This window comes from Amycolatopsis sp. NPDC051373 (genome assembly GCF_040689465.1).
In the GTDB taxonomy this organism is placed as follows: Bacteria; Actinomycetota; Actinomycetes; order Mycobacteriales; family Pseudonocardiaceae; genus Amycolatopsis.
Window position 1 is genome coordinate 174,034 of record NZ_JBFBAE010000014.1, and the last position, 21,304, is coordinate 195,337.

Sequence of the window (21,304 nt, forward strand, 5' to 3'; positions counted from 1 at the left end):
GGACTGTGGGGGCTTGAGCCGCGGGGATTCCTGGAGGCTGGATCGCGCGGACTCGTGGGTTCGGACCGTGTGGGTGCCGCGGGACTGGGTCGTGTGGACTGTGAGGGCCTGAGCCGCGGGGATTCCTGGAGGCTGGATCGCTCGGACCCGTGGGATCGGACCGTGTGGGTTCCGCGGAGCTGGGTCGTGTGGATTGTGAGGGCCTGAGCCGCGGGGATTCCCGAGGGCTGGATCGCGCGGACCATGTGAGTTCAATCCGCGTAGATCACGAGGTACCGGATCGTGCGGGTTCGGATCGCGCCGGTCACGCGAGACTGGATCGTGCGGGTTCGGATCGCATCGACCATGCGGAGCTGAGCGGCGCGGTTCACCCGGTGCCGATTCAAGCGGTTGATGCGAGGCTGACCGGCGTGGAGTATCCGGACGCGAACCAGATCGATCCCGCGAGACTGAATCCCACGGATCCCCCTGGGGACCTGATCCCGGCGGATGACGGCTGTCGCCTCTGGACGACTGTCATCGGCGGGGGCGAGCCGCTCATCCTGTGCCACGGCGGCCCGGGCCTGTGGGACATGTTCGGCGACCTCGCTGCCGTGCTGGCCACGCGCTTGCGCGTGATCCGCTGGGACCAGCGCGGGTGCGGCCGCTCGGAACGCCGCGGCCCGTACTCGCTCGCGCAGACGATCGCCGATCTGGACGCCGTCCGTCGCTACTTCGGGCTGGCCCGTGCCACCGTTCTGGGCCATTCCTGGGGAGCGACGCTGGCACTGCGCTACGCCCTGGACCACCCGGCCCACGTCGCCAAGCTGGTTTATGTGTCCGGAACCGGCCTCGGTCGCGCCTGGCATCCGTCGTATGAACACAACCTCGCCGGCCGCCTCGGCCCGGACCTTTCACGGCTCAGGGACCTGAACTCCCGCGCCCGGACCCCGGCCGAGGACCGAGAATTGGCTGTCCTGCAATGGTCTGCCGACTTCCCCGATCCCTCGACCGCCCTCACCCACGCCGAGCGGATGGCCACGCCCTGGTTTCCGATCAACTACGAGTGCAACGCCGCCATCAACACCGAGGAAAAACACCACTTCCCGACCGAATCCGAGCTCATCGCGGCCTGCCGCGCCCTGCCCACTCCCACTCTCATCGTCGACGGTGACCAGGACATCCGCCCCCGCTGGGCCGTGGACTCCCTGCACGCCGCCCTCCCGACGGCGACGCGCGTGACGCTGCCGGGCGTCGGCCACGTCCCCTGGCTCGAATCTCCCGGCGCCGTCGCCACGGCCCTCCTGGATTTCCTCGCCCCGCAGGCATAGGCACTCCTAGGCCGGCAGATAGTTGATCGGATGATCACCCGTCGCCCACAGGTACTGCACCGCGTAGGCCCGCCACGGTTGCCAAGCAGCTGCGTGCCGGGTCAGCGCCGTAGGCGGCGTCGGCAGATCCAGCGCCGCAGCGGCCAGTTTCACCCCCAAGTCCGTGGGCACGAACGCATCCGGATCGCCCAGCGCCCGCATCGCGATGGTCTCCACCGTCCACGGCCCGAATCCCGGTAGCGCCGACAGCTCGGCCCGGGCGCGATCCCAGTCCCCGCCCGGCGAAAGGTCGAGGTCGCCCGCGGCGAGGGCGGCGATGAGGCCCAACAGTGTCCGACGGCGAGACTGCGGCATCGCCAGCGACGAAGGATCCAGATCCGCAAGATCGGCCGGAGTGGGAAAGAGAAAACCCAGGCCGCCCTCACGGTCGTCGACGGGTGTGCCGTGGGCCGTGACCAAGCGGGCGGCGTGGGTGCGGGCGGCGGCGGTGGACACCTGCTGCCCCAGCACCGCCCGGATCGCGAACTCCTCCGGATCCGTCGTACGCGGCACCCGGCGCCCGGGGTTCTTCGCGACCAACGGGGCCAGCGCCGGATCCGAAGAGAGCTGGGCGTCGACCGCGATGGGATCCGCGTCGAGGTCCAGGAGGCGCCGGCAGCGGCTGATGGCGGCCGACAGGTCGCGCAGGTCGGTGAGGCTGAGGCGGCACGCGATGTGGTCGGGTGTCGGCGCCAGCGAGACGATGCCGTGGCCGTGCGGCAGGCGCAGGGTGCGCCGGTACGCGCCGTCGCGCCATTCCTCGACGCCCGGCACGGCGGTGGCCGCCAGGTGGCCGAAGAGGTTGTCCGGGCACAGCGGCGCGCGGAACGGCAGGCGCAACGACAGCGCCCCCGGTGACGACGGCGCGCCGGACGCCCCCGACCGCAGCTCGCTCGGCGTCAGGGCGAACACCTGGCGCACGGTGTCGTTGAACGTCCGGATGCTCGAGAACCCCGCGGCGTGCGCGATGTCGCCCATCGACATCTCGGTGGTTTCCACCAGCAGCCGCGCGGTTTCGGCGCGCTGAGCTCGCGCGAGAGCCAGCGGGCCGGCGCCCAGCTCGGCGTAAACCTGCCGCTCGACCTGCCGCACGCTGTACCCGAGCCGCGCCGCGAGCCCGCCCACGCCCTCGCGGTCGACCACCCCGTCGGCGATCAGCCGCATGGCGCGCGCGACCACGTCGGCGCGCTCGTTCCACAGCGGTGAACCCGGCGTGACGTCGGGCCGGCAGCGCTTGCACGCGCGGAACCCGGCCGCCTGCGCCGCCGCCGCGCTGCCGTAGAAGCGCATGTTCTCGACCTTCGGCGGCACGACCGGGCAGCTCGGGCGGCAGTAGATACCGGTGGTGACGACGGCGGTGAAGAACCACCCGTCGAACCGGGCGTCCTTCGACTGCACCGCGCGCACGCAGCGTTCGATGTCCTCGTACACGCCCGCCAGTCTGCCCGGCGGCACCGACAAAACCTGGCGGTAATGCGACACCACCCCACCGAGCGTCACGCTCGGCGAAGGCGACGGGTCACTTTTTCCCAATCACCGAAACACCATACCGGCTGGTCGGTGACGATCACCACTTCGGCGGTGTGCGCCGAACAGTGATCGCTATAGTTTTCGCGCTGGCGGGAATTCTGGGGAAGTTCGCCATACGCGTCTGGGGACGTTCCCGCCTGTTCGGATCCGGCCTGTTGGTCGGGTTTCTCAATCGAAAGGCGATTGAATGAAGAAGCACATTTCGCTGGTCCTCGGCGTACTCGTGGGCGCCGGCTCGATGCTCGCACTGGCCCCGCCCGCCGGTGCGGCCGGAACCTGCGCCTCCGGGCACTTCTGCCTGTTCGAGGACGACGACTACAAGGGCCAGCACATCGAGTTCGCCTACCGTGCGGGCGCGATCAACCTGTCCAAGACCAAGTGGGCGGGCGGCAACGGATTCGTCACCAACGGAGCCAGTTCGATGAAGAACAACACGAGCCACGTCGTGAAGCTCTACGACTCGAGCAACTGCAAGGGCGACCAGGGCTACGAGGCGAAGAAGAACTCGGTGGACACCGACTTCTCGAACAACGGCTTCGACAACAAGGCCAGCTGCGTGTTGTTCGTCTGATCTGACAGAACCAAAAATAGTGCCACCGGATAACAATTCCGGTGGCACTATTTGTCGTCTCCGATGGTCACTCAGCGCTACCCCTGACAACCTTCCCCAGACTTCAGCTCGAATTCACCGCCGTGATCGTTCACGGCGCGCCGACGGCCGGATAACGTGCCCAGAGCGGGACGAACCACGCACGAACCGTCCCGTCTTGATACGTTTCAACACCCGCTGCACCGGCGAGGAAGCGACTGGGGAAGCCGCCGACGGTGAGCACAACTCTCGTGCCGCACGCGTGCGGCCGTCCGCCCTCCCGCGGGCACGAGCGCCGCCGGGACCGCACTGGATCGGAGCGACGTGGAAAACCCGACGCGACGCAAGTTCCTCACCGTCACCGGAGCCGCCGCCGCGCTGGCGCTCGCCGGCACGCTGCCCGGCATCACCGCCTCCGGCGCCACCACCGTGGACACCGACCGCGTGCCCGGCTACCCGTTCACGCTCGGCATCGCCTCCGGCGACCCGCTGCCGGACGCGGTCGTGATCTGGACGCGCCTGGCTCCGAAGCCGCTCGAACCGTTCGGCGGCATGAACGACCGCCCGGTGTCGGTGCGCTGGGAGGTCGCCGAGGACGAGCGGTTCCGCCGCGTCGTACGCGCCGGCAACGCGCTCGCCCGGCGCGAGGAGTCGCACAGCGTGCACGTGGACGTGCGCGGGCTGCGGCCGTGGCGGCACTACTTCTACCGCTTCCACGTCGGCGGGCACACCAGCCCGGTCGGCCGCACTCGCACTTCCCCGACCGCGCATCAGTCGGTGCCCGCCGTCTCGCTGGCGTACGCGAGCTGCCAGGCCTGGTACGAGGGCTTCTACACCGCCTACCGCGACATGGCGGCGAAGGACCACGACGTCGTGTTCCACCTCGGCGATTACATCTACGAGTACGGCGTCGGCGCCGACGGCGGGCTGCGCAAGCAGGACATGGCCGTGGACTTCCAGCGCGAGACCACGACGCTCGACGACTACCGCGGCCGCTACGCCCTCTACAAAACCGACCCCGACCTGCAGGCCGCGCACGCCGCCGCGCCGTGGATCGTCACGATCGACGACCACGAGGTCGAGAACAACTGGGCCGGTGACATCTCCGAGAACAACGACCCCGTCGCGCAGTTCCTCGTGCGGCGCGCGAACGCGTTCCGCGCGTGGTGGGAGCACCAGCCCGTGCGCACGACGCAGCTGCCCAACGGCCCGGACATCCAGATGTACCGCCGGTTCCAATACGGCGACCTGATCCGCTTCAACGTGCTCGACACCCGCCAGTACCGCGACGACCAGGCCGCGGGCGACGGCACCAAAGCCCCGAACCCTGACTCGCTCGACCCGAACCGCACGATCACCGGTGCGGCGCAGGAGAAGTGGCTACTCGACGGCATGGCCCAGCACTCCGCGCGCTGGGAGGTGCTCGCGCACCAGACCGCGATCGCGCAGCTCGACACCGCCGCGGGCCCGCCCGTGCTCGTGCCGATGGACACGTGGGACGGCTACGTCGCCTCCCGCAAACGCATCCTCGGCGGCGCGCAGGACCGCAAGGTGCGCAACCTGGTGAGCATCGCCGGCGACCTGCACCGCAGCGTCGCTTCGGAGCTGCGACCGGACTACGCGGACCCGGGCTCGCCGGTGGTGGCGACGGAGTTCGTCGGCACGTCGATCACCTCGGGCCAGGACGGCATGGACCTCGACGCCGGCGGGAGGGTGATCCTCGACGAGAACCCTCACGTCAAGTTCGGCAACTTTCAGCGCGGCTACGTGCGCTGCGAGGTCACCCCGCGCGAGTGGACCGCCGACTACCGCGTGGTCGACAAGGTCTCCATCCGCGACGGCAAGGTCACCACGCGCGCCAAGCTCACCGTCGAAGACCGCGTCCCCGCCATCCACGTCCACTGACAGGAGTTCCCCCATGCAGCGACGTCACCTCGCGGTGGCCGCCGGCGCTGTCGTGTTCGGCGTGGCACTGGCGACCGCCGCCCAGAGCAGCCCGGCCACGTCCGCTCTGGCGCTGTCCGCCACCCCTGGGCAGATCCAAGTCGTCGGCCTGCCTTGCCTGCCGAGCGCCCTCACCGTCGGCATGACGAACAACGGAAGCGGCCCGATGTACGCGGACATGGAGCTTTCCGCACCTCGGCCTCTGGCTCTCGACCGGCGGGTCTTCTCGTCTTGGCTGCCGGTCGGCCAGCCGGTTTCGGTTCGGGTCGGCGTGACCGTGCCGCGTTCCGCCCGCCCCGGCCACTACACGCTGGGCTTGTCTTCCGACCGCGCTCGCTTGTCCGTCCCGGTCGACGTCCTTCCCTTACCTCCCAAGGGCCCCGGCGACAACCTCCTCCTCGGTGAACAAGCCACCCCGTCGTCAACCAACGGCAGCTTCTCTCCGTGCGGCGCCGTTGACGGAGACGCGGACGGCGACCACTGGTCCACCACCACGGGCTGGAACGACGGCACGAAGTCGGCCTTCCCGGACAACTACGCCGTGACCCTGCCCGCTCCTTCCGCGGTCGGCCGCGTCGTCACCGACACCCTGGACTCCACGAAATACCCGGCCGCGAAGTACGGCCTCCGCGACTTCGACGTCCAGGCCCACGTGGCCGGCGCCTGGGTGACGGTGGCCTCGGTGCGGGGCAACACTTCGGGGTCGGTGACGTCCACGTTCCCGGCGGTGCAGGCTGATGGGGTGCAGATCGTGGTGTTGGATTCGAATGATCATGCGTATTCGCGGATCGTGGAACTGGAGGCTTACTCCAGCTGACTGCTCCCACAGCTCTCCGGCTTGTCTGGACGGCGCACACCGTCGCGAGGCCTGTCGCACGGCGCCGAGACATTGATCTCGCTCGGCCCGGACTCGGCGAGACAGACGCGGGGCCCGATCTTGCGAACTCGACGGGACTTCTCGGCGAGCCCGAGAAGCTCTGCCGGATAAGCAAGGGCGATGATGCTGTGTCGGCGATTACAGCGCCCGGATCCGGCTCAACCGTGCGGCGGACACCGTCGCGAGGGCCATCACCGCCGCGCCGGTGATCAAGGTCGCGCGGAGACTCACCGCGCCGAGCAGCCCGCCGGCGAGGGCGCCCAGGGGTTGCGTGCCGTAGACGAGGAAACGCCACGTCGCGGTGGCGCGCGAGAGCAGTTCGGGTGCGATGAGGGTTTGACGGAGTGGCTGCTGATTCGCGCCGTAGAGCGAGGGCCCCGCGCCACGCAGCGCCTGGCCGGCAACGGTCCCGCCCGCGGCGCTGACCAGACCGGCGGCACTGGCGAGCGCAAATCCGGCCACGGACGACTGCACCCACATCGGCCGAACCACTTCGCGGTCTTGCGCTGTGTGCGGCTATTGCCGCTAAACCGCAACGGCCGAACGGGGGAATCTTACAATGTGCAGTCCCGTCCGCGACTCGCCAGACAAACCCCCGCCCTCCCAAGGGGGGCGTCCCCATCCCAGTCTATCGTTGCCAGACCTCAAAAATCGGTCGGCGTGGAATCTGTGGACAACTACGGCCACGGCGAGCGGCCTGTGGACAAGTGAGGGGGTGCCCTTGACGTGAGGTCTCGAAATCCCCCCGGGGCGGCTACGTCGCACAGGCTCGAACGACTCCCGCGCCGGAAACGCGCGACTGAGGGCTGAGCCTGCGACGGCTGTGAGATGGTGCTCAGCATCAGCGCCCGATTGGTGGGAAACACATCAGTGCGGCACCAGCCTCTGCGTGAATGATTGCGCGGCAACGGTTTCGAAGAGATTCGCGACCCGGCGAGGAACACGACAACCAGGAAGCTGCACCAAGGTCAGGACCCCGAATGCCGCCGCGACGGGAACCGAGGCGACGAGCACCAGTTGTGTGATGTCGGCCGTCACGAGGAGGTGCCGGTACGGCAGGCGGTCCACCCAGACGCCGGCGGGGAGACCGAACAGGAAATGCGGCAGGAGGGCCGCGGCGCCGAGGGGTCCCATGTAGACGGACGAGGCATGCGGCGTCAGCACGGCCGCCAGTGGCAGCGCGACGGTGGTGACACTCGAGCCCAGCAGCGACACCGAATTTCCCAGGAAGAGCCGGCGGAAGTCGGCATGTCGTTGAAGGATGCGCCACGCCACGCGGGCGAGGTTACGCCGAATCGCGGTGGAGCCGTGTCACGCGGTCGAAGTCAGGCCGAAACCCGTTCCCGTTCCCTCTCACGCCGAGCATCCACAACCCGCAACCCCGACAACAACCCCGTCAGACCCCGATGCCCGCGGGTGAAGATCGCGAACAGGCCGCTCACCACGATCCACACGCCAGTGAACGTCGACGGTTGCGCGCTGGCCGTGGCGGCCCCCAGCGCGACGAAATAACCGCCCGACCCGAAGACGAACCGCACCACCATCTGCAGCACCGAGGGCTTCTCGTCAGCAGAGTTCACCACCGTCAGGAGCACCGCGCGCTGCCCGGGCGTCGCGCCGTTCCCCGCCAGTGGCACCACCAACAGCAGGACCAACGCGGGCAACCACTCGCCGAGCACCGCGTTGACAACGGGATTGCCAGGACCGCGAAGGCTGTCCGGGTCGCGCAGCAGCTGGACGGCGACGACGACGCCGTTCAGCGCCACGCCCAGCAGCGTCACCGCGATGAGGTCCAGCAGCATGCCGAACAGGCGACGCCCGCTGCGGACGGGGCGCGGGGCCTTCGCGTCGAGGCGTTCGTGGGGGCGGCCGAGCACCGGGGCGGCCAGGGCGCCGACCGTGGCGCCGATGGTGTTGGAGAGGAGGTCGCCCGTGTCGAAGAGGCGGTAGGGGCACTCGACGAGGGACCAGACGCCCGTAAGCTGCGTGGTCTCGATGAAGAGCGACACGAGGAACCCGGTGGCGATCGCGAAGGCCGGGCCCTTTCGGTACAGGCGGCGCATGAACACGCCCCACGGCACGAACAGCGCGATGTTGAACAGGACCTGCCGCAGCGCCGGGTTGCTGAGCATTCCGGTGTGGAACTGCTTCATGTCCGAAAGGAACTGCAGCGGGTTCACGACGGGGTGGCGCAGCGACTCGTGGCTCGCGCAGAAGGCGGCGTCGACGACGGGCGTCGGTATGAGTGTGTACGTGATCAGCGCGCAGCAATAGACGAGGAACCCCAGCGCCGCGATCGCGCGCCCCGGGCCGAACTCGCCGCGGCGGCGGTAGCTGAGCACGGCGTAGGGCACCACCAGCACGAACGCCAGCCCGAACCCGGCGAACAGGGCCAGCAACGTCGGCCCGCTCCACTCTGTCACTGACCCCTCCACCTCCGTAGGCGCGCCCGAGGGTAGCGATCTTCGCCGGGACCCACCGGTCGAGGGACACTGGCAGCGGTGCGTAATCTGCACGCGGAGGGTACGGAGAGAGGAGCCGTTCGTGGACGACGACATCGAGGACAACGCCGACACCGGCGTGCTCGACCCCGAAGACACCCTCGAGGACGGCGATCCGTACGACGAGGGCTACTCGCCGCCCGAGAAGCCGCTGGCCGTGCGCGAGTGGGGCATGACCGCCGCGGAGGAGCTCGCCGGCGAAAGCTGGGAGGGCCGCCTCGCGCGGGAGCTGCCGGACCTGGCGTACGACGACGGCGACGACCTCGGCGACACCACCGACACCGACGGCGAGCTCCTCGACGACGAAGTCGGCGACGCGCGCGCGGGCCGCCTCGTCGCCCAAGACGCGGGCTTCGGCCCGGACACCGACGAAGAGCTCTACGCCTCCGACGCCGGCATCGACGGCGGCGCCGCGTCCGCCGAAGAGGCCGCGGTCCACATCGTCACGCCGCGCGACTGATCCGGGTGGCGGCTGGACCGGTCACGACGGGCTCAGATCGCTGATTGGTCTCGGCAGGTGGCCGGGGTGGCTTCGCGGCTGGTCTTGGCTGTTGCGAGCGGTCCCTCTGTGACGGACTCGGGTTGTTGGCTGGGTTAGGCGGGTGTCGGGAGGTTTCGCGGGCTGGTGTTGGCAGCCGCGAGCGGTTCCTTCGTGACGGGCTCGGGTTGCTGACTGGTCTCGGCAGGTGGTCGGGTGCCGCGGCTGGTCTTGGCTGTCGCGATCGGTCCGTTTGAGACGGACTCGGGTTGCTGGCCGGGTTAGGCGGTGTCGGGAGGTTTCGCGGGCTGGTCTTGGCTGTCACGAACGGTCCCTTCGCGATGCGCTCGGGTTGCTGACTGGTCTCGGCAGGTGGTCGGGTGCCGCAGCTGGTCTTGGCTGTCACGAACGGGCCCTTCGCGGTGCGCTCGGGTTGCTGGCCGGGGCTAGGCGGGCGTCGGGGTCGCTTCGCGGGCCGGTCTTGGCAGCCGCGAGGGGTCCCTTGGCGACGGGCAGGGTGGCTGGCCGGTCTCGGCAGGTGGTCGGGGGCGATTTCGCGGGCTGGTCTTGGCCGTCGCGAGCAGACCCTTCGCGACGGGCTCGGGTCGGTGAGCGGAGTCCGAGCGGGCGTTGCGCAGGGACGTGACTTTGTGTAGTCGACGGCGTCGTGAAGGGACCGCTCGACCGGGCCGCCGAGACGGCAGCGGCGGGTGTTGTTCGCACACGGGTCGGCCGACTGATCTTCGCGAAGTGTCCGAAAGTCTCCACCGCGTTGCCCTTCACAGCGGGCCGGCCCAGATTGAGGTCGGGAGCAGGTAGGGGTGCAGCAGAGCGGTGAGCTCGGGGTCTCCGCGGTGGTGCAGGGCGTCTTCGGCCAGGCGGCGGGTGACGCCGGCCAGGAAGTCGGCGAGTTGGACGCGCGGGTCGGCGCGGGAGTCGACGAAGTGGATGTCGCGGGTGGGGCCGAGGAGGGTGGCGAGGCGCGCGGGGGTGAGTGAGGGCTGTTCGTCGTGGATGACGGTGGTGGGGTGCCAGTGGGTGACCGTGTCGACGAGGGCCGGCATCAGCGGGTCGAGTGGTGGTACCAGCGAGGGGTCTGCGCGCAGCTGCTCGCGTAGCGCGGTCAGGTGCTCGCGCGCCGGTGCTGGGTCGAATCGCGGGTGGACTGACTCGCGCTGCTGCGGCGGCCGGATCTGGGGGTGCGTGGGGTGGTTTGAGTCGCGCTGCTGCTGCGGGTCGATCGGCGGGTGGTTTGACTCGCGTTGCCGCTGGGGCTGGATGTGCGGGTGCTTGGGGTGGCTTGACTCGCGCTGCTCCCGCGACTCGACCCGCAGGTGCTCGGGGTGGCTTGACCCCCGCTGCGGCGCCTCGATCGACGGGTGGCTCGACCCCCGCTGCTCCCACCGCCCGATCCGCAAGTCCTCGAGATCGTGTGACCAACACTGCTTCGCCGGCGAAGAGGCAGCTGGCAGGTGAGCGCTGCACTGCGGCACCCGGGCAAGCGAACTCAACACGTCATGCTGGGCGAAGAACTCCGAAGGCGCCAGCCCGGGGCCGCGCCGCTGTGAGGTTCGCAGCAGGGCGGTGAACGACTGCAGGAACTCACTCCACCGCGGCCCGAAAAGCCGCGGGCCGTCGTGGTGCAGCGCCAGCGCCCGGGAGTCCGGCCGGCGCGCGAGGCAGCCGGGGTAAGGCACCCGGTCGACGAGGAGGTCCACCACCTTCCCGGTGACGAACAACGCCTTGTCCACCAGCACGACCCCGGCCCGCCCCGCAAGTGGCCCGGACGGTCCGAGCAGCCACACCAGCGCCGCCCGGTTCTTGGCCCGCAGCAGGTGGTTCGCCTTGTACTCCAGCGCCGGTGACCCGATTCGTTCGCGAAGCTCCCCGACGCAGTCCGCGGCGGCCTCAACGCCCACCTGCACGCCGGCGTGCGCGAAGACGTCCGTGTTCGCCCCGATGAGGTTCACACCCTCGGAACCGGACTCGTCGCACGCAATCGTCCCGGACACCACGAAGATCCTGCCAGGCCCGAGTCGCCGGCGCACCGGGTTTTCGGGGCTCTACAATGGACTCAGCCGAGCGTGAACGGGTCTCGCGTCCCTCCGGTCAGCTCCACCCAGACCGCCTTCTCCTCCAGGTACTCGTCCACCGCGTGAACCCCGTTCTCCCGCCCCAGCCCGGAGTTCTTGAAGCCCCCGAACGGAACCGACGGAGCCACCACCCGGTAGGCGTTGACCCACACCGTCCCGGCCCGGATCCGCCCCGCGACCCGATGCGCCCGGTGCACGTCCTTGGTCCACACCGCCCCCGCCAACCCGTACGGCGTGTCGTTGGCCAGCTTCACCGCCTCGTCCTCATCGGTGAACGTCAATGCCGCCAAAACGGGCCCGAACACCTCTTCCCGGTAAACCGTCGACTCGGGTGTGACCCCGATCAGCACCGTCGGCTGCACGAACAACCCGCCCAAGCCGGGATCCGCGACACCCCCGTACGCGACCGTCGCCCCCTCGGCTCGCGCGGTTTCCAAGTACGACAAAACCTTCTCGTACTGCGGCTCATTGGCCACCGGTCCCATCTCGGTCTCCGCCGCCGTCGGATCGCCCAGCCGAATCGCGGCGGCGCGCCGGGCCACCAACCGCACCAGCTCGTCGTGGACATCCGCGTGCACGATCAACCGCGAGCCTGCCATGCACGTCTGCCCGGTGGCCGCGAAAACGCCCGCCACGATCCCGTTCGCAGCCGCCTCCAGGTCCGCGTCGGCGAACACGACCTGAGGCGATTTCCCGCCCAGCTCCAAGGTCACCTTCACCAGGTTCTCGGCCGCCGCCCGGGCAACCGCCCGGCCCGTCGCCGTCGATCCCGTGAACGCGACCTTGTCCACGCCGGGGTGGCCGGCCAGGGAGGCACCCGTCTCGCGCGAAAGACCCGTGACGACATTCACCACCCCGGGTGGAAAACCGGCCTCCGTGACCAAGGCAGCGAACCCCAGTGTCGACACCGGCGCGTGCTCCGAAGGCTTCACCACGACGGTGCAGCCAGCGGCCAGTGCCGGCGCCAGCTTCCACGTCAGCAACAACAACGGCGAGTTCCACGGGGTGATCGCCGCGACCACCCCCACCGGCTCACGCTTCGTGTACACGAGGTAGTTCGGGTTGGGCGACGGGATCTGCCGCCCCTCGATCTTGTCCGCCAGGCCCGCGAAGTAGTGGTACCAGCCGCCCAGGGCGGTGAGCTGGCCGAGCATCTCGCGCAGGAGCTTGCCGGAGTCGTTGACCTCGAGGCGGGCCAGCCGTTCGGCGTTCTCGCCGATCAGGTCACCCAGCCGGCGCAGCAGCGCGGCCCGGGTGAAGCCCGTCGCGGAGCCCCACTCGCCGTCGAGGGCGGCGCGGGCCGCGCGCACGGCGGCGTCGACGTCCTCGGGTCCGCCGTCGGGGAGCACGGCCCAGGGTCCGCCGGTGTAGGGGTTGCGGGATTCGAACGTCTTGCCGCTGATCGCGTCGGCGGCGTGACCGCCGATGAGCATCTTGAAGTGTTCGGGCATGACCCACCTCTCCTCGGTCTCGCTTCGGACGTTACGTCCGCACCCGAGGAGGCACCAGACCCGCGGATTCAGCGGATCGGCGAAAGTGTCCACAAAGGACGCAATGGGCGCTGCGGACCAGGGCCGTCGGGCGCCGGAGGCGGTGATCCCAGTGCACAGCCGCCGGCGTGTGCCGACCTGGTGAGAGGAGCAGGCTGGGAAGATCACTTCGAACGTAACCCACGCCCCGGCGGGCCTGCCAGTACTGTTCCCCGATCGAGGCGGTGTGAACAATGCACGTGTGCTGTCCGATGCGAGCGGCAGGGAACCGAAGATGAGCCAGAACACCGACGCCCCCCTCGGTGCGCCGTGGGCGCACCAGCAGCAAGAGGCACTCCCGCAGGTCCCGGCGCCGCCGCAGAACCCCCAGGAGCCACCGAAGCGCAAGCGGCCCCTGCGTGCCGTGCTGATCTCACTCGGACTGGTGGTGCTGCTGGCGCTCGTCGGCGTCGCCGTCGGGCACTACGCGTGGGGGCCGAAGACGCCGCCTGCGCCGCCGGTGGCGCAGGTGCGGGCGCAGCCGGCGTTCGACGTCGCGTCGGTGGTCGCGAAGGTCAGCCCCGCCGTGGTGGACATCGATGTGGAGCTGGGGCTCGAGGGCGGCGGCGCGGCGGGCACGGGCATCGTGCTGAGCGACGACGGCCTGGTGCTCACCAACAACCACGTGGTCGAGGGCGCCACCTCGATGCACGTGACCGACGTCGGCAACGGCCGCGGCTACGACGCCACCGTGCTGGGTTACGACCGCAGCCACGACGTCGCCCTGCTCAAGCTGAAAGACGCGTCCGGCCTGGTCACGGCGTCGCTGGGCGAGTCTGGCGCGGTGAAGATCGGCGACGGGGTGGTGGCGATCGGCAACGCGGGCGGCCTGGGTGGGCCGCCGAGTGCGTCGCCGGGGAAGGTCACGGCGCTCGGGCGGCAGGTCACGGCGGCGGACGAGATCACCGGCGCCACTGAGACGCTCACCGGCCTGCTGCAGGTCGACGCCGACATCCAGTCGGGCGACTCCGGCGGGCCGTTGGCCGACGAGCAGGGCCGTGTGATCGGCGTCGACACGGCCGCGAACGCCGGCTACGTGTTCGACGAGGGCCTGCGTCCGCACGAGGGCTTCGCGATCCCCATCGCCACGGCCACCGACATCGCGCACCACATCCTGGCGGGTCAGTCGTCGGAGACCATCCACATCGGACCCAGCGCGTTCGTCGGCCTCACCGTGGTCGACGGCGGCAACGGCACCGGCGCGCTCATCAAGTCCGTGGTCGCGGGCGGGCCGGCGGCCAAGCTGGGCCTGAAGGCGAACCTGCTCGTGGTGGGCATCGACGACAAACCGGTCACCTCGGCGACGGCGCTGATCGCGCTCATGGACACCCACCACCCGGGCGACAAACTGCGCGTCACGGTCGCCGGTCAAGGCGGCAAAACGGCCACGGTGACACTCGTCCCGGTGAGTGGTCCGACCGGCTGAGTGCGGCGGCCGGGCCCGGCCGGACGTGCGGGACGTCTTCGTCACCGAGCGTGGTGGTGAGGTCGGCGAGAGCGCTCAAACCGGGTCCGAGGGGGACGAACGGGCACCGTCCGTGGCCGAAGGTGTCGGTTGCCCCCGGTGATGGCAATCGTCCGTTCAGGGGAAGGGTTGACTGTCGCGGGGTGCGAAGCGGCCACTGTGGGTGGTGGTCGCCGATCGCGCACCTCGTGCGGACGGCCTCGGGTGCTGTCCTACAGTTCTGCGCAGCAGGGCAAGGGTGATCTTGCCGGTTCGGGGAGGGTGGTCCGGAATGGCCGGGTTGAGGACTCGTCACCGCCAGCAGGTGGCCGACGAGGCGCTCGTCCGCTCGTTGTTCGAGGAGCACGGAAAGGCGATGCTCGCCTACGCCACGAGACTCCTCAACGACCGCGCGGCCGCCGAGGACGTGGTGCAGGAGGCCCTGGTGCGCGCCTGGCGCAACCCGGACAGCCTCGTCAACGGCAAGGGTTCCGTGCGAGGCTGGCTGCTGACCGTCGTCCGCAACCTGGTGATCGACAAGGTCCGCGCGCGTGACGCGCGCCCGGCGGAGGTCGCGGAGTCGCCCACGACCGTGCCGGTGGAGCACGACCACGCCGACCACGTCGTGGACTCGATGGTGGTCCTGTCGGCGCTCGAGGGCCTCTCGCCCGAGCACCGCGAAGTCTTGGAACAGATGTACCTGCACGGCCGTACGGTGACCGAGGCCGCCGAGCAGCTGGGAATCCCGGCGGGCACGGTGAAATCCCGCTCGTACTACGGTTTACGGGCATTGCGGGAGAAGTTCGCGGATCAGCGGGTGGGGGCGGCGTAGATGAGTGGGTTCAGCGACTTCCCCGACCACGCGGACCTCGCCGGCTACGTCGCCGGTGACGTCTCCGCGCAGGAGAAGCAGACGATCGAGACGCACCTCGCCGGCTGCGCGGACTGCCGCGCGGAGGTCGAGTCGCTGCGCGAGATGCAGGAGTTCCTGGGCGAAGTGCCGCCCGAAGCGCTGCTCGACGGCCCGCCCGAGGGCGGCGACCTGCTGCTGCAGCGCACGCTGCGCCAGGTGCGTTCGGAAGCGCGCAGCTCGGCCGGGCGCGGCCGGTTCCTTGCCGCGACGGCCGCGGTCGTGGTCGCCGCCGCCGCGATGGGCATCGGTGTCGTGGTGGGGAAGGCGGGTTCGCCCGCGGGCCCGGCCGTCGCCGTTCCACCGCCACCCGCGCCGGTGCCGACGACCGCGTCGAGCACCGTGCCCGGCACCAAGTTCCTCAGCAGCACCTCGGGCGAAACGCGGCTCACCGCGAGCATCGTCCCGGCCGCCGGCTGGGTTCGCGTCGAGGCGGCCGTGACGGGCATTCCGGCGGGCGAGAAGTGCCGCCTGATCGTGGTCAGCAAGAACGGCGACCGCGAAATCGCCGGTGGCTGGCTCGTGTCCCAGAAGGCTGTCCACGACGGTGCGGACCTCAACGGTTCCGCCCTCGTCGACCCCTCTCAGGTCGCTTCGATCGTGGTCGAGAATACCGAGGGCCACCAGTTCGTGGAAGCGAACGTCTGACCTTCGGGCGCTTCCTGCCCCGGCAGGTGGTGTGTTCGGGCAAACCGGGAGTGGGGGTCCACTTCGGACGGTCCCGTGGCGGGCGGCGCAGGCAGGTGCGCCCACCCGCCGACGGGAACCGGCGCTAGTTCCGGTACCTGAACAGGATCCGGCCCCGGCTCAGGTCGTACGGGCTCAGCTCCACCAGGACCCGGTCGTAGGGCACGATCTTGATGAAGTTCTTCCTGATCTTGCCGCTGATGTGGGCGAGTACGTGGTGCCCGTTCGACAGCTCGACCTTGAACCGGGCGTCGCGCAGGCACTCCACCACGGTTCCCTCGACTTCGATCCCGTCCTTACCGGCCATGGCGCACCAGCTCCAGGGTGCTGTTGGCCCGCCGGGCGCCGAGGCCCTCGAACAACGCCGTCGCCGCTTCGTTGGCCTCGTTCACCTCGGCCGACGCCCTTTCGATCCCCGCCTCGTGCAGGACGCCGAGCGAGTGGACCAGCAGCGCGCGGGCGATGCCGCGACGCTGTCGGGAGGCGCGGACGGCGACCAGCCCGATGCGGGGCAGCCGCGTCACCTGGACCACGCGGACCAGCCCCACGTACTCGCCTTCTTCGGCCGCAGCGGCGTACTTCGCCGGGTCGATGATGGTGTCGCCGGGCCGGACCAGCACCTCGGCCGGCATTTCCTGCCAGCCGACGCGCGCTTCGACCTCGGCTCGGACGGCGCGGTCCACCTCGCGTAGCAGGCCGTCTTCGGCGGTCCCGGCGGGCACGAGGGTGACGCCCGGTGGGGGGAGCGCCGGCCCGGTGACGCGCGGATCGGTGGGCACGACGTACTCCCACTCGCGCCGCCGGATCGTCAGGCCGGCCTGGCGCCAGGCGGCCAGCAGTTCGTGGTCGGTTTCGTCGACCACCGTGTGGAGCGGTTCCGGCAGGGTCTCGAGCATCGTGCGGACGAGCTGGTCGAAAACCGAGCGGTGCCAGGCGTCGACGCTGAGGAAGACCCGCCCGTCGGGGCGCGTGGTGGCCTCGGCGCGGCCGGTCACCCGGTCGTCGTCCAGCGCGTGCCACAGCTTCGGCGCGACGTGGGTGATCTCCACCGCGGGTTCGCCCGCGGTGAAGCGCAGAGTGTTCATAGTGGTCACCTTTCGGGAGTGCCTGATCAAGGCGCTCCCGGCAACCCCTACGTCAGTCGCCCGACCGTGACGACGAGGGGAGCACCCACATCGAAACAGCGTTCATGGGTCTCACCTCCCGGTGTCGAGTCACGGTCCCCGGAACGATAGCGGTGGGGCGTCGCCGTGCCCACCGATTTTTCCGCCGCTCAGTCGAAGCGGGTGGTGAGCCAGGTGCGGGCGTGCTGCCAGGGGTCGTCGGCGGGATCGATCACGCGGAAGTGGTCCACGCCGGGGAGTTCGGTGAAGGTGACGTCGTCGCCCGCGGCACGGGCGGCTTCGGCGTAGACGCGGCTGTGGTCGATGGGGACGCGGACGTCGGTGTCGCCGTGGAGGATCAGCTGGGGCACCCCGATCGGCAGGCACCTGAGGGGCGAGGCGGCCGGGTCGGGGGACGGCAGGAACAGGCTGGCGGCGCCCTCGCCGAGGCCTTCGGCGGCGCTGCGCGGGACGTCGGTGACGGGGGCGAGGCCGATGACGGCGGACGGTTTCACGGACGCAGCGGCGAGGAGGGCGAGGTGGCCGCCGGCGGAGTGGCCGACCGCGATCGTCGGCAGGTCTTCGGCAACGGGCACCGCGGCCATGGCGGCGAGGACGTCGCGGAGGGTCTGGGGCCAGCCGCCGGTGTCGCCGTCGATGCGGCGGTACTCGAGGTTCGCGACGAGCCAGCCGGCGGCGACGAGGTCGGCGGCGAGCGCGTCCATCAGGTGCAGGTCGCGCTGGGCGCGCCACCAGCCGCCGTGAAGCAGGAAAGCCGTGCCGCGCACGGGGTGGTCGCCGTGCAGCTCGACGAACTGGCTGGGTTCGCCGCCGTAGCGGATCGTCCTCATTCCTCCATTACATCAGGGTCGCGGGGCGGGAAGCCGATGATCGCGGCGAGCACGTCGTAGTCCGGGGCCGGCTGTTCCTCGTCCATGCCGGAGGACACGGACGCAGTGTGGTGCTGGTTCACCGCAGCAGCTCGTGCACCTTCGCGAGCCCCTCGTACGAAGCGCGGTACGCCTCGTACAGCCGCGTCAGGTCCGTCTGCGGCTCGAACACGCGCTCCACGGCGACGGTCGCGGCGGCCGCCGTCTCGACGTCCGGCTGCAGTCCCACGCCGACGGCCCCCAGCAGCGCGGCCCCGAGCGCGGCGCTGTCGTGCACACGGAGGCGTTCGATGGGGCGGCCGAGCACGTCGGAGTGCAGCTGCGTCCACAGGTCGCTGCGCGCGCCGCCGCCGGAGAACGTGAGGGTCGGCAGCCGGAAGCCGCACGCCTGCTCCACCTGCTCCAGCACGTGCCGCGCAGAAAACGCGACGCCCGTCAGCACTGCGCGCGAGAGGTCCGCTCGGGTCGCCGACGAACTCAGCCCGAGGAAGCTGCCGCGCACGTCGGCGTCCCACAGCGGTGCGCGTTCGCCCTGAAGGTACGGCGTGAACACGATCCCGGCCGCACCGTCGGCCGCTGTGGTGAACACCTCGGGCACGGTCTGTCCCGACGCCTGGGCCCACCACCTGACGGCCTCGCCCGCGGCCTGCGTCGGACCGGCGTGGACGTAGAGGTCGCCGCGCGGCGGGAATGTCACGATGCCCTGCTGGGTGGCGCGGTGACGCGACGCACCCGCGACGACCAGCGACGTGCCGCACGAGATCATGCCGCGGCCCGGCTCCGTCGTGCGCGTTCCGAAAACCGCGCCGAACGCGTCCATCGTTCCCACGACGACGGGCGCACCTTCGAGTTGTTTTGCCGGCCCCAGCGGCGTTTCGGGCTCCAGCAGCTCCGGCAGCCGCTCACCCAGCCCGTCGACGAGGGCGACAGCCTCGGGCAGATAGCCGCGCGCGCCCGCGATCCGGACGCCGGACAGCTTGTCCGTCGCCACGCGGCCGGTGAGGCGCGCGCCGATGAAGTCCTTGGGGCTCAGGATCCACCGCTTCCGGGCCCACTTGTCCGGTTCGTGCTCCGCGAACCACGCCGCCCGCGCCCCGACGAACGACGCGTCCAGCGCCACCGGCCCGCCCCAGATCCGCAGCTTGGCCTCGGGGGTGAACCGCGTGTCCAGCTCCCGCGCGATGTCGGCGCACCGCTGGTCCTGCCAGATCACGGCGGGCGTCAGCGGGGTCAGGTCTTGCTTCACGAGCAGGTGAGTGTTGACCTGGCTCACGATCCCCGCCGCGCGTATGACGACGTCGGGCACTTCGGCGAGGACGGTGCTGGTCGCGGTGACGCAGCCTCGCCACCAGTCCTCGGGGTCCTGCTCCGCCCAGCCGGGCCGCGGCCGGGTGATCGGGTAAGCGACGCTGTGCACCGCGCGCGCCCGGCCGTCTGTGCCGAACGCGGCCACTTTCACGGCGGTTGTGCCGATGTCGATGCCCAGGACCACCTGGTTGTCGTTCATGGGAGAGATGTATCAAATCCTGCTGTGGTCGTCTGGTGGGGACACTCGTTGGAGGTTTCGGGGTTGGTCGTTGACAGCTGCGAGGTAAGCGCAGCGTTGGCGGAATAGTCCGCCCCGGCCACTCCGAACGGGGCTGCCTTCATCGCGGTCGCAGCACCACCTGGTTGTCGTTCACGCGAAGAGATGGATTAAATCCCGCTACGGTCGCGGGGGTGACGACACCCGCCGAAGCCTTCATGGCCGCGTACCACGACCGGAAACCCCATGTGATGTCCGATCTGATCGATTCGTGCCGGGTCGTCGATGACGGGCGGACGAGTTACGAGGTCCTCGCCGCGCGGTTGTCCGGTGCACGGCGCGTGCTCGACCTCGGCTGTGGCGACGGTTCGCTGCTGGCCGCGATCAACGGCGCGGAGGTCTTGGCGGGCGTTGATCTGTCCGCGGCGCATCTCGACGTGGCGCGCGCCCGGCCGGAGCTTGGGAAAGCCGACCTGCGGCTGGCTCGGGTGCAGGAGTTGCCGTTCGGGGACGGGGAGTTCGACGCCGTCGTGTCGCACATGGTGCTGATGCTTTTCCCCGACGTCGAAGCGGTCATCGCCGAAGCGGCTTCGCGTGCTGGCACCGGGTGGGGTGTTCGGCGCGGCCATCGCCGGTGCGGTCACGGGAGCGCTGAAGGTGTTCATCGAGCTGGCGATCCCCCTGTTCGACGAGGTTCCCGAAGAGCGCCGAGTCCGCATCGCTGGCAATCCGCGCGTGCGGCGCCGCGAAGGCCTCGACGAGCTGCTCGGCGCGGCCGGCTTCGAGCCCGTCTCGTGGGACCTGATCGACCTCGACTTCGGCGGGCCCGAAGCGGACGTCTGGACGCGCTGCTGCGAGATGTTCTACCCGGTCGACACCCTCGACGCCACGCAGCTGAAGCGGCTCGAAACCGCGTTCCTGAAAGAAACCCGCCAACTCGCGGAGAACGGCCGCTTGCGCGCAGGGCTGAACATGCGGATCGTCGAAACGAGGCTGCGCTGAGATCTTCCGCGCTAACGTCGGGGGCATGACGACACCGGGGGAACTGTGGCTGCGGGAGTACCACGACCGCAAGCCGGATTCGCAGTCGGTGCTGATCGAGGCCGGGCGGGTGGTCGGGGATGGGCGCACGAGTTACGACGTGTTCGCCGAGCGGGTGGGGAAAGCGCGCAGGGTGGTGGATCTCGGGTGTGGTGACGGGGCGCTGCTGGCGACGTTCGCGAGGCAGGGAACCGAAAGCCTGGCCGGGATCGATCTGTCCGCGGGGGAGCTGGAGCTGGCCGCGCAAAGGCCGGAGCTCAGAGCAGCCCAGCTGAAGCAAGGGCGAGCACAGGAACTCCCCTTCGCGGACAAAACGTTCGACGCCGTCGTGTCGCACATGACGTTGATGCTCATGGCCGACCTCGAGCAGGTCGTGGCGGAGGCGGCGCGGGTGCTGGCGCCGCGTGGGGTGTTCGCGGCGGTGGTGGGCGGGGTTGGCGCCGTCGGGGCCACGGAGGTGCTCTTCGAGCTCGCCAAGCCGAGGTTCGATGCGGTGCCCGAAGAACGCAAACCGCCGATCGACGGGGACCGGCGGACGCGCAGCGCCGAGGGGTTCGACGAGTTCCTCGCGCCGGTGGGGTTCGAACCCGTTGCTTGGGAACAGATCGTGGTCGATTTCGCCGCACCGCCGGAACAAGTGTGGGTCACGTGCTGTGAGACGCTCTACCCCGCCTCGACGCTGGACGACGTGCAGCTCGCCGAACTGCGCGCCGAGTTCAGCGAGGCGACGCGTGGGCTGCTGACCGCCGACGGGATCCTGCCCGCGGCCGTGCGGCTCAACATCGCCCGAACGCGCCTGGCGGAGTGACGATCC

At 70.1% G+C, this 21,304-nt stretch carries 20 protein-coding genes and 1 pseudogene; 11 read left to right on the forward strand and 10 right to left on the reverse strand.

Annotated features, from left to right (window positions below; genetic code table 11):
• Positions 1-188: 188 nt before the first annotated feature.
• Entirely contained in the window at positions 189-1,310 is a 1,122-nt protein-coding gene (locus AB0383_RS26790; protein ID WP_366188824.1) for an alpha/beta hydrolase, read from the forward strand.
• 6 nt (positions 1,311-1,316) lie between these two features.
• On the opposite strand, the gene AB0383_RS26795 is transcribed toward AB0383_RS26790, so the two are convergent.
• Entirely contained in the window at positions 1,317-2,780 is a 1,464-nt protein-coding gene (locus tag AB0383_RS26795) for an AlkA N-terminal domain-containing protein (protein WP_364181348.1), read from the reverse strand.
• Between the two features lie 286 nt (positions 2,781-3,066).
• Between AB0383_RS26795 and AB0383_RS26800 the strand changes: the two genes are divergently transcribed.
• The 3 genes from AB0383_RS26800 to AB0383_RS26810 all read left to right on the forward strand — a co-directional run bounded on the left by AB0383_RS26800 (position 3,067) and on the right by AB0383_RS26810 (position 6,229).
• Complete coding sequence (locus tag AB0383_RS26800) at positions 3,067-3,450, forward strand: peptidase inhibitor family I36 protein (RefSeq protein ID WP_364181346.1); 384 nt, start codon at positions 3,067-3,069, stop codon at positions 3,448-3,450.
• Between the two features lie 342 nt (positions 3,451-3,792).
• The gene (locus AB0383_RS26805) at positions 3,793-5,373 is read left to right on the forward strand and encodes an alkaline phosphatase D family protein (protein WP_364181343.1); all 1,581 of its coding nucleotides are present in this window, start codon (positions 3,793-3,795) and stop codon (positions 5,371-5,373) included.
• Positions 5,374-5,386: 13 nt separating this feature from the next.
• On the forward strand, positions 5,387-6,229 hold the full coding sequence (locus AB0383_RS26810) for a hypothetical protein (protein ID WP_364181341.1): 843 nt from the start codon (positions 5,387-5,389) through the stop codon (positions 6,227-6,229).
• Between the two features lie 198 nt (positions 6,230-6,427).
• Here AB0383_RS26810 and AB0383_RS26815 read toward each other — a convergent pair whose 3' ends face one another.
• From AB0383_RS26815 to AB0383_RS26825, 3 genes are all read right to left on the reverse strand, one after another.
• Positions 6,428-6,769 (reverse strand): hypothetical protein, encoded by a 342-nt coding sequence (locus AB0383_RS26815; RefSeq protein WP_364181338.1) that lies wholly within the window; start codon positions 6,767-6,769, stop codon positions 6,428-6,430.
• A 387-nt stretch (positions 6,770-7,156) separates the two neighbouring features.
• Positions 7,157-7,564, reverse strand: a complete 408-nt coding sequence (locus AB0383_RS26820; RefSeq protein ID WP_364181335.1) for a hypothetical protein — start codon at positions 7,562-7,564, stop codon at positions 7,157-7,159.
• Between the two features lie 50 nt (positions 7,565-7,614).
• Complete coding sequence (locus AB0383_RS26825; protein WP_366188825.1) at positions 7,615-8,712, reverse strand: VanZ family protein; 1,098 nt, start codon at positions 8,710-8,712, stop codon at positions 7,615-7,617.
• A 121-nt stretch (positions 8,713-8,833) separates the two neighbouring features.
• Here AB0383_RS26825 and AB0383_RS26830 point away from each other — a divergent pair, with 121 nt between their 5' ends.
• Positions 8,834-9,250 carry a DUF5709 domain-containing protein gene (locus AB0383_RS26830; protein WP_364061123.1) on the forward strand — a complete coding sequence of 139 codons (417 nt, stop codon included), beginning with the start codon at positions 8,834-8,836 and terminating at the stop codon, positions 9,248-9,250.
• Positions 9,251-10,047: 797 nt separating this feature from the next.
• On the opposite strand, the gene AB0383_RS26835 is transcribed toward AB0383_RS26830, so the two are convergent.
• Together AB0383_RS26835 and AB0383_RS26840 are read right to left on the reverse strand one after the other, a co-directional pair.
• A complete protein-coding gene (locus AB0383_RS26835; protein ID WP_364181329.1) occupies positions 10,048-11,280 on the reverse strand; it encodes a DUF3800 domain-containing protein in 1,233 nt (410 codons plus the stop codon).
• Between the two features lie 62 nt (positions 11,281-11,342).
• Complete coding sequence (locus tag AB0383_RS26840; protein WP_366188826.1) at positions 11,343-12,812, reverse strand: aldehyde dehydrogenase; 1,470 nt, start codon at positions 12,810-12,812, stop codon at positions 11,343-11,345.
• A 313-nt stretch (positions 12,813-13,125) separates the two neighbouring features.
• On the opposite strand from AB0383_RS26840, the gene AB0383_RS26845 reads away from it, so the two are divergent.
• The 3 genes from AB0383_RS26845 (at position 13,126) to AB0383_RS26855 (ending at position 15,892) form a co-directional block, all read left to right on the forward strand.
• Positions 13,126-14,316, forward strand: a complete 1,191-nt coding sequence (locus tag AB0383_RS26845) for a S1C family serine protease (RefSeq protein WP_366188827.1) — start codon at positions 13,126-13,128, stop codon at positions 14,314-14,316.
• Between the two features lie 310 nt (positions 14,317-14,626).
• Positions 14,627-15,166, forward strand: a complete 540-nt coding sequence (locus tag AB0383_RS26850) for a sigma-70 family RNA polymerase sigma factor (RefSeq protein WP_220243543.1) — start codon at positions 14,627-14,629, stop codon at positions 15,164-15,166.
• Positions 15,167-15,892: a zf-HC2 domain-containing protein gene (locus AB0383_RS26855; RefSeq protein ID WP_366188828.1), complete on the forward strand. Its 726-nt coding sequence runs from the start codon at positions 15,167-15,169 to the stop codon at positions 15,890-15,892. It abuts the gene before it with no gap.
• Positions 15,893-16,016: 124 nt separating this feature from the next.
• On the opposite strand, the gene infA is transcribed toward AB0383_RS26855, so the two are convergent.
• From infA to AB0383_RS26875, 4 genes are all read right to left on the reverse strand, one after another.
• A complete protein-coding gene (gene infA, locus AB0383_RS26860) occupies positions 16,017-16,238 on the reverse strand; it encodes a translation initiation factor IF-1 (RefSeq protein WP_364181320.1) in 222 nt (73 codons plus the stop codon).
• The gene (locus AB0383_RS26865) at positions 16,228-17,016 is read right to left on the reverse strand and encodes a GNAT family N-acetyltransferase (RefSeq protein ID WP_366188829.1); all 789 of its coding nucleotides are present in this window, start codon (positions 17,014-17,016) and stop codon (positions 16,228-16,230) included. Before AB0383_RS26865 ends, infA begins: the two co-directional genes overlap by 11 nt.
• A 188-nt stretch (positions 17,017-17,204) precedes the next feature.
• Positions 17,205-17,885: an alpha/beta hydrolase gene (locus AB0383_RS26870; RefSeq protein WP_366188830.1), complete on the reverse strand. Its 681-nt coding sequence runs from the start codon at positions 17,883-17,885 to the stop codon at positions 17,205-17,207.
• A 118-nt stretch (positions 17,886-18,003) separates the two neighbouring features.
• Entirely contained in the window at positions 18,004-19,431 is a 1,428-nt protein-coding gene (locus AB0383_RS26875) for an FGGY-family carbohydrate kinase (RefSeq protein WP_366188831.1), read from the reverse strand.
• Positions 19,432-19,700: 269 nt separating this feature from the next.
• Between AB0383_RS26875 and AB0383_RS26880 the strand changes: the two are divergent.
• From AB0383_RS26880 to AB0383_RS26890, 3 genes and pseudogenes are all read left to right on the forward strand, one after another.
• Positions 19,701-19,991, forward strand: a pseudogene (locus AB0383_RS26880) (class I SAM-dependent methyltransferase); the annotation flags it as partial.
• Positions 19,992-20,106: 115 nt separating this feature from the next.
• Positions 20,107-20,451 carry a hypothetical protein gene (locus AB0383_RS26885; protein WP_366188857.1) on the forward strand — a complete coding sequence of 115 codons (345 nt, stop codon included), beginning with the start codon at positions 20,107-20,109 and terminating at the stop codon, positions 20,449-20,451.
• 25 nt (positions 20,452-20,476) lie between these two features.
• Positions 20,477-21,298 carry a class I SAM-dependent methyltransferase gene (locus AB0383_RS26890; RefSeq protein WP_366188832.1) on the forward strand — a complete coding sequence of 274 codons (822 nt, stop codon included), beginning with the start codon at positions 20,477-20,479 and terminating at the stop codon, positions 21,296-21,298.
• Positions 21,299-21,304 lie beyond the last annotated feature (6 nt).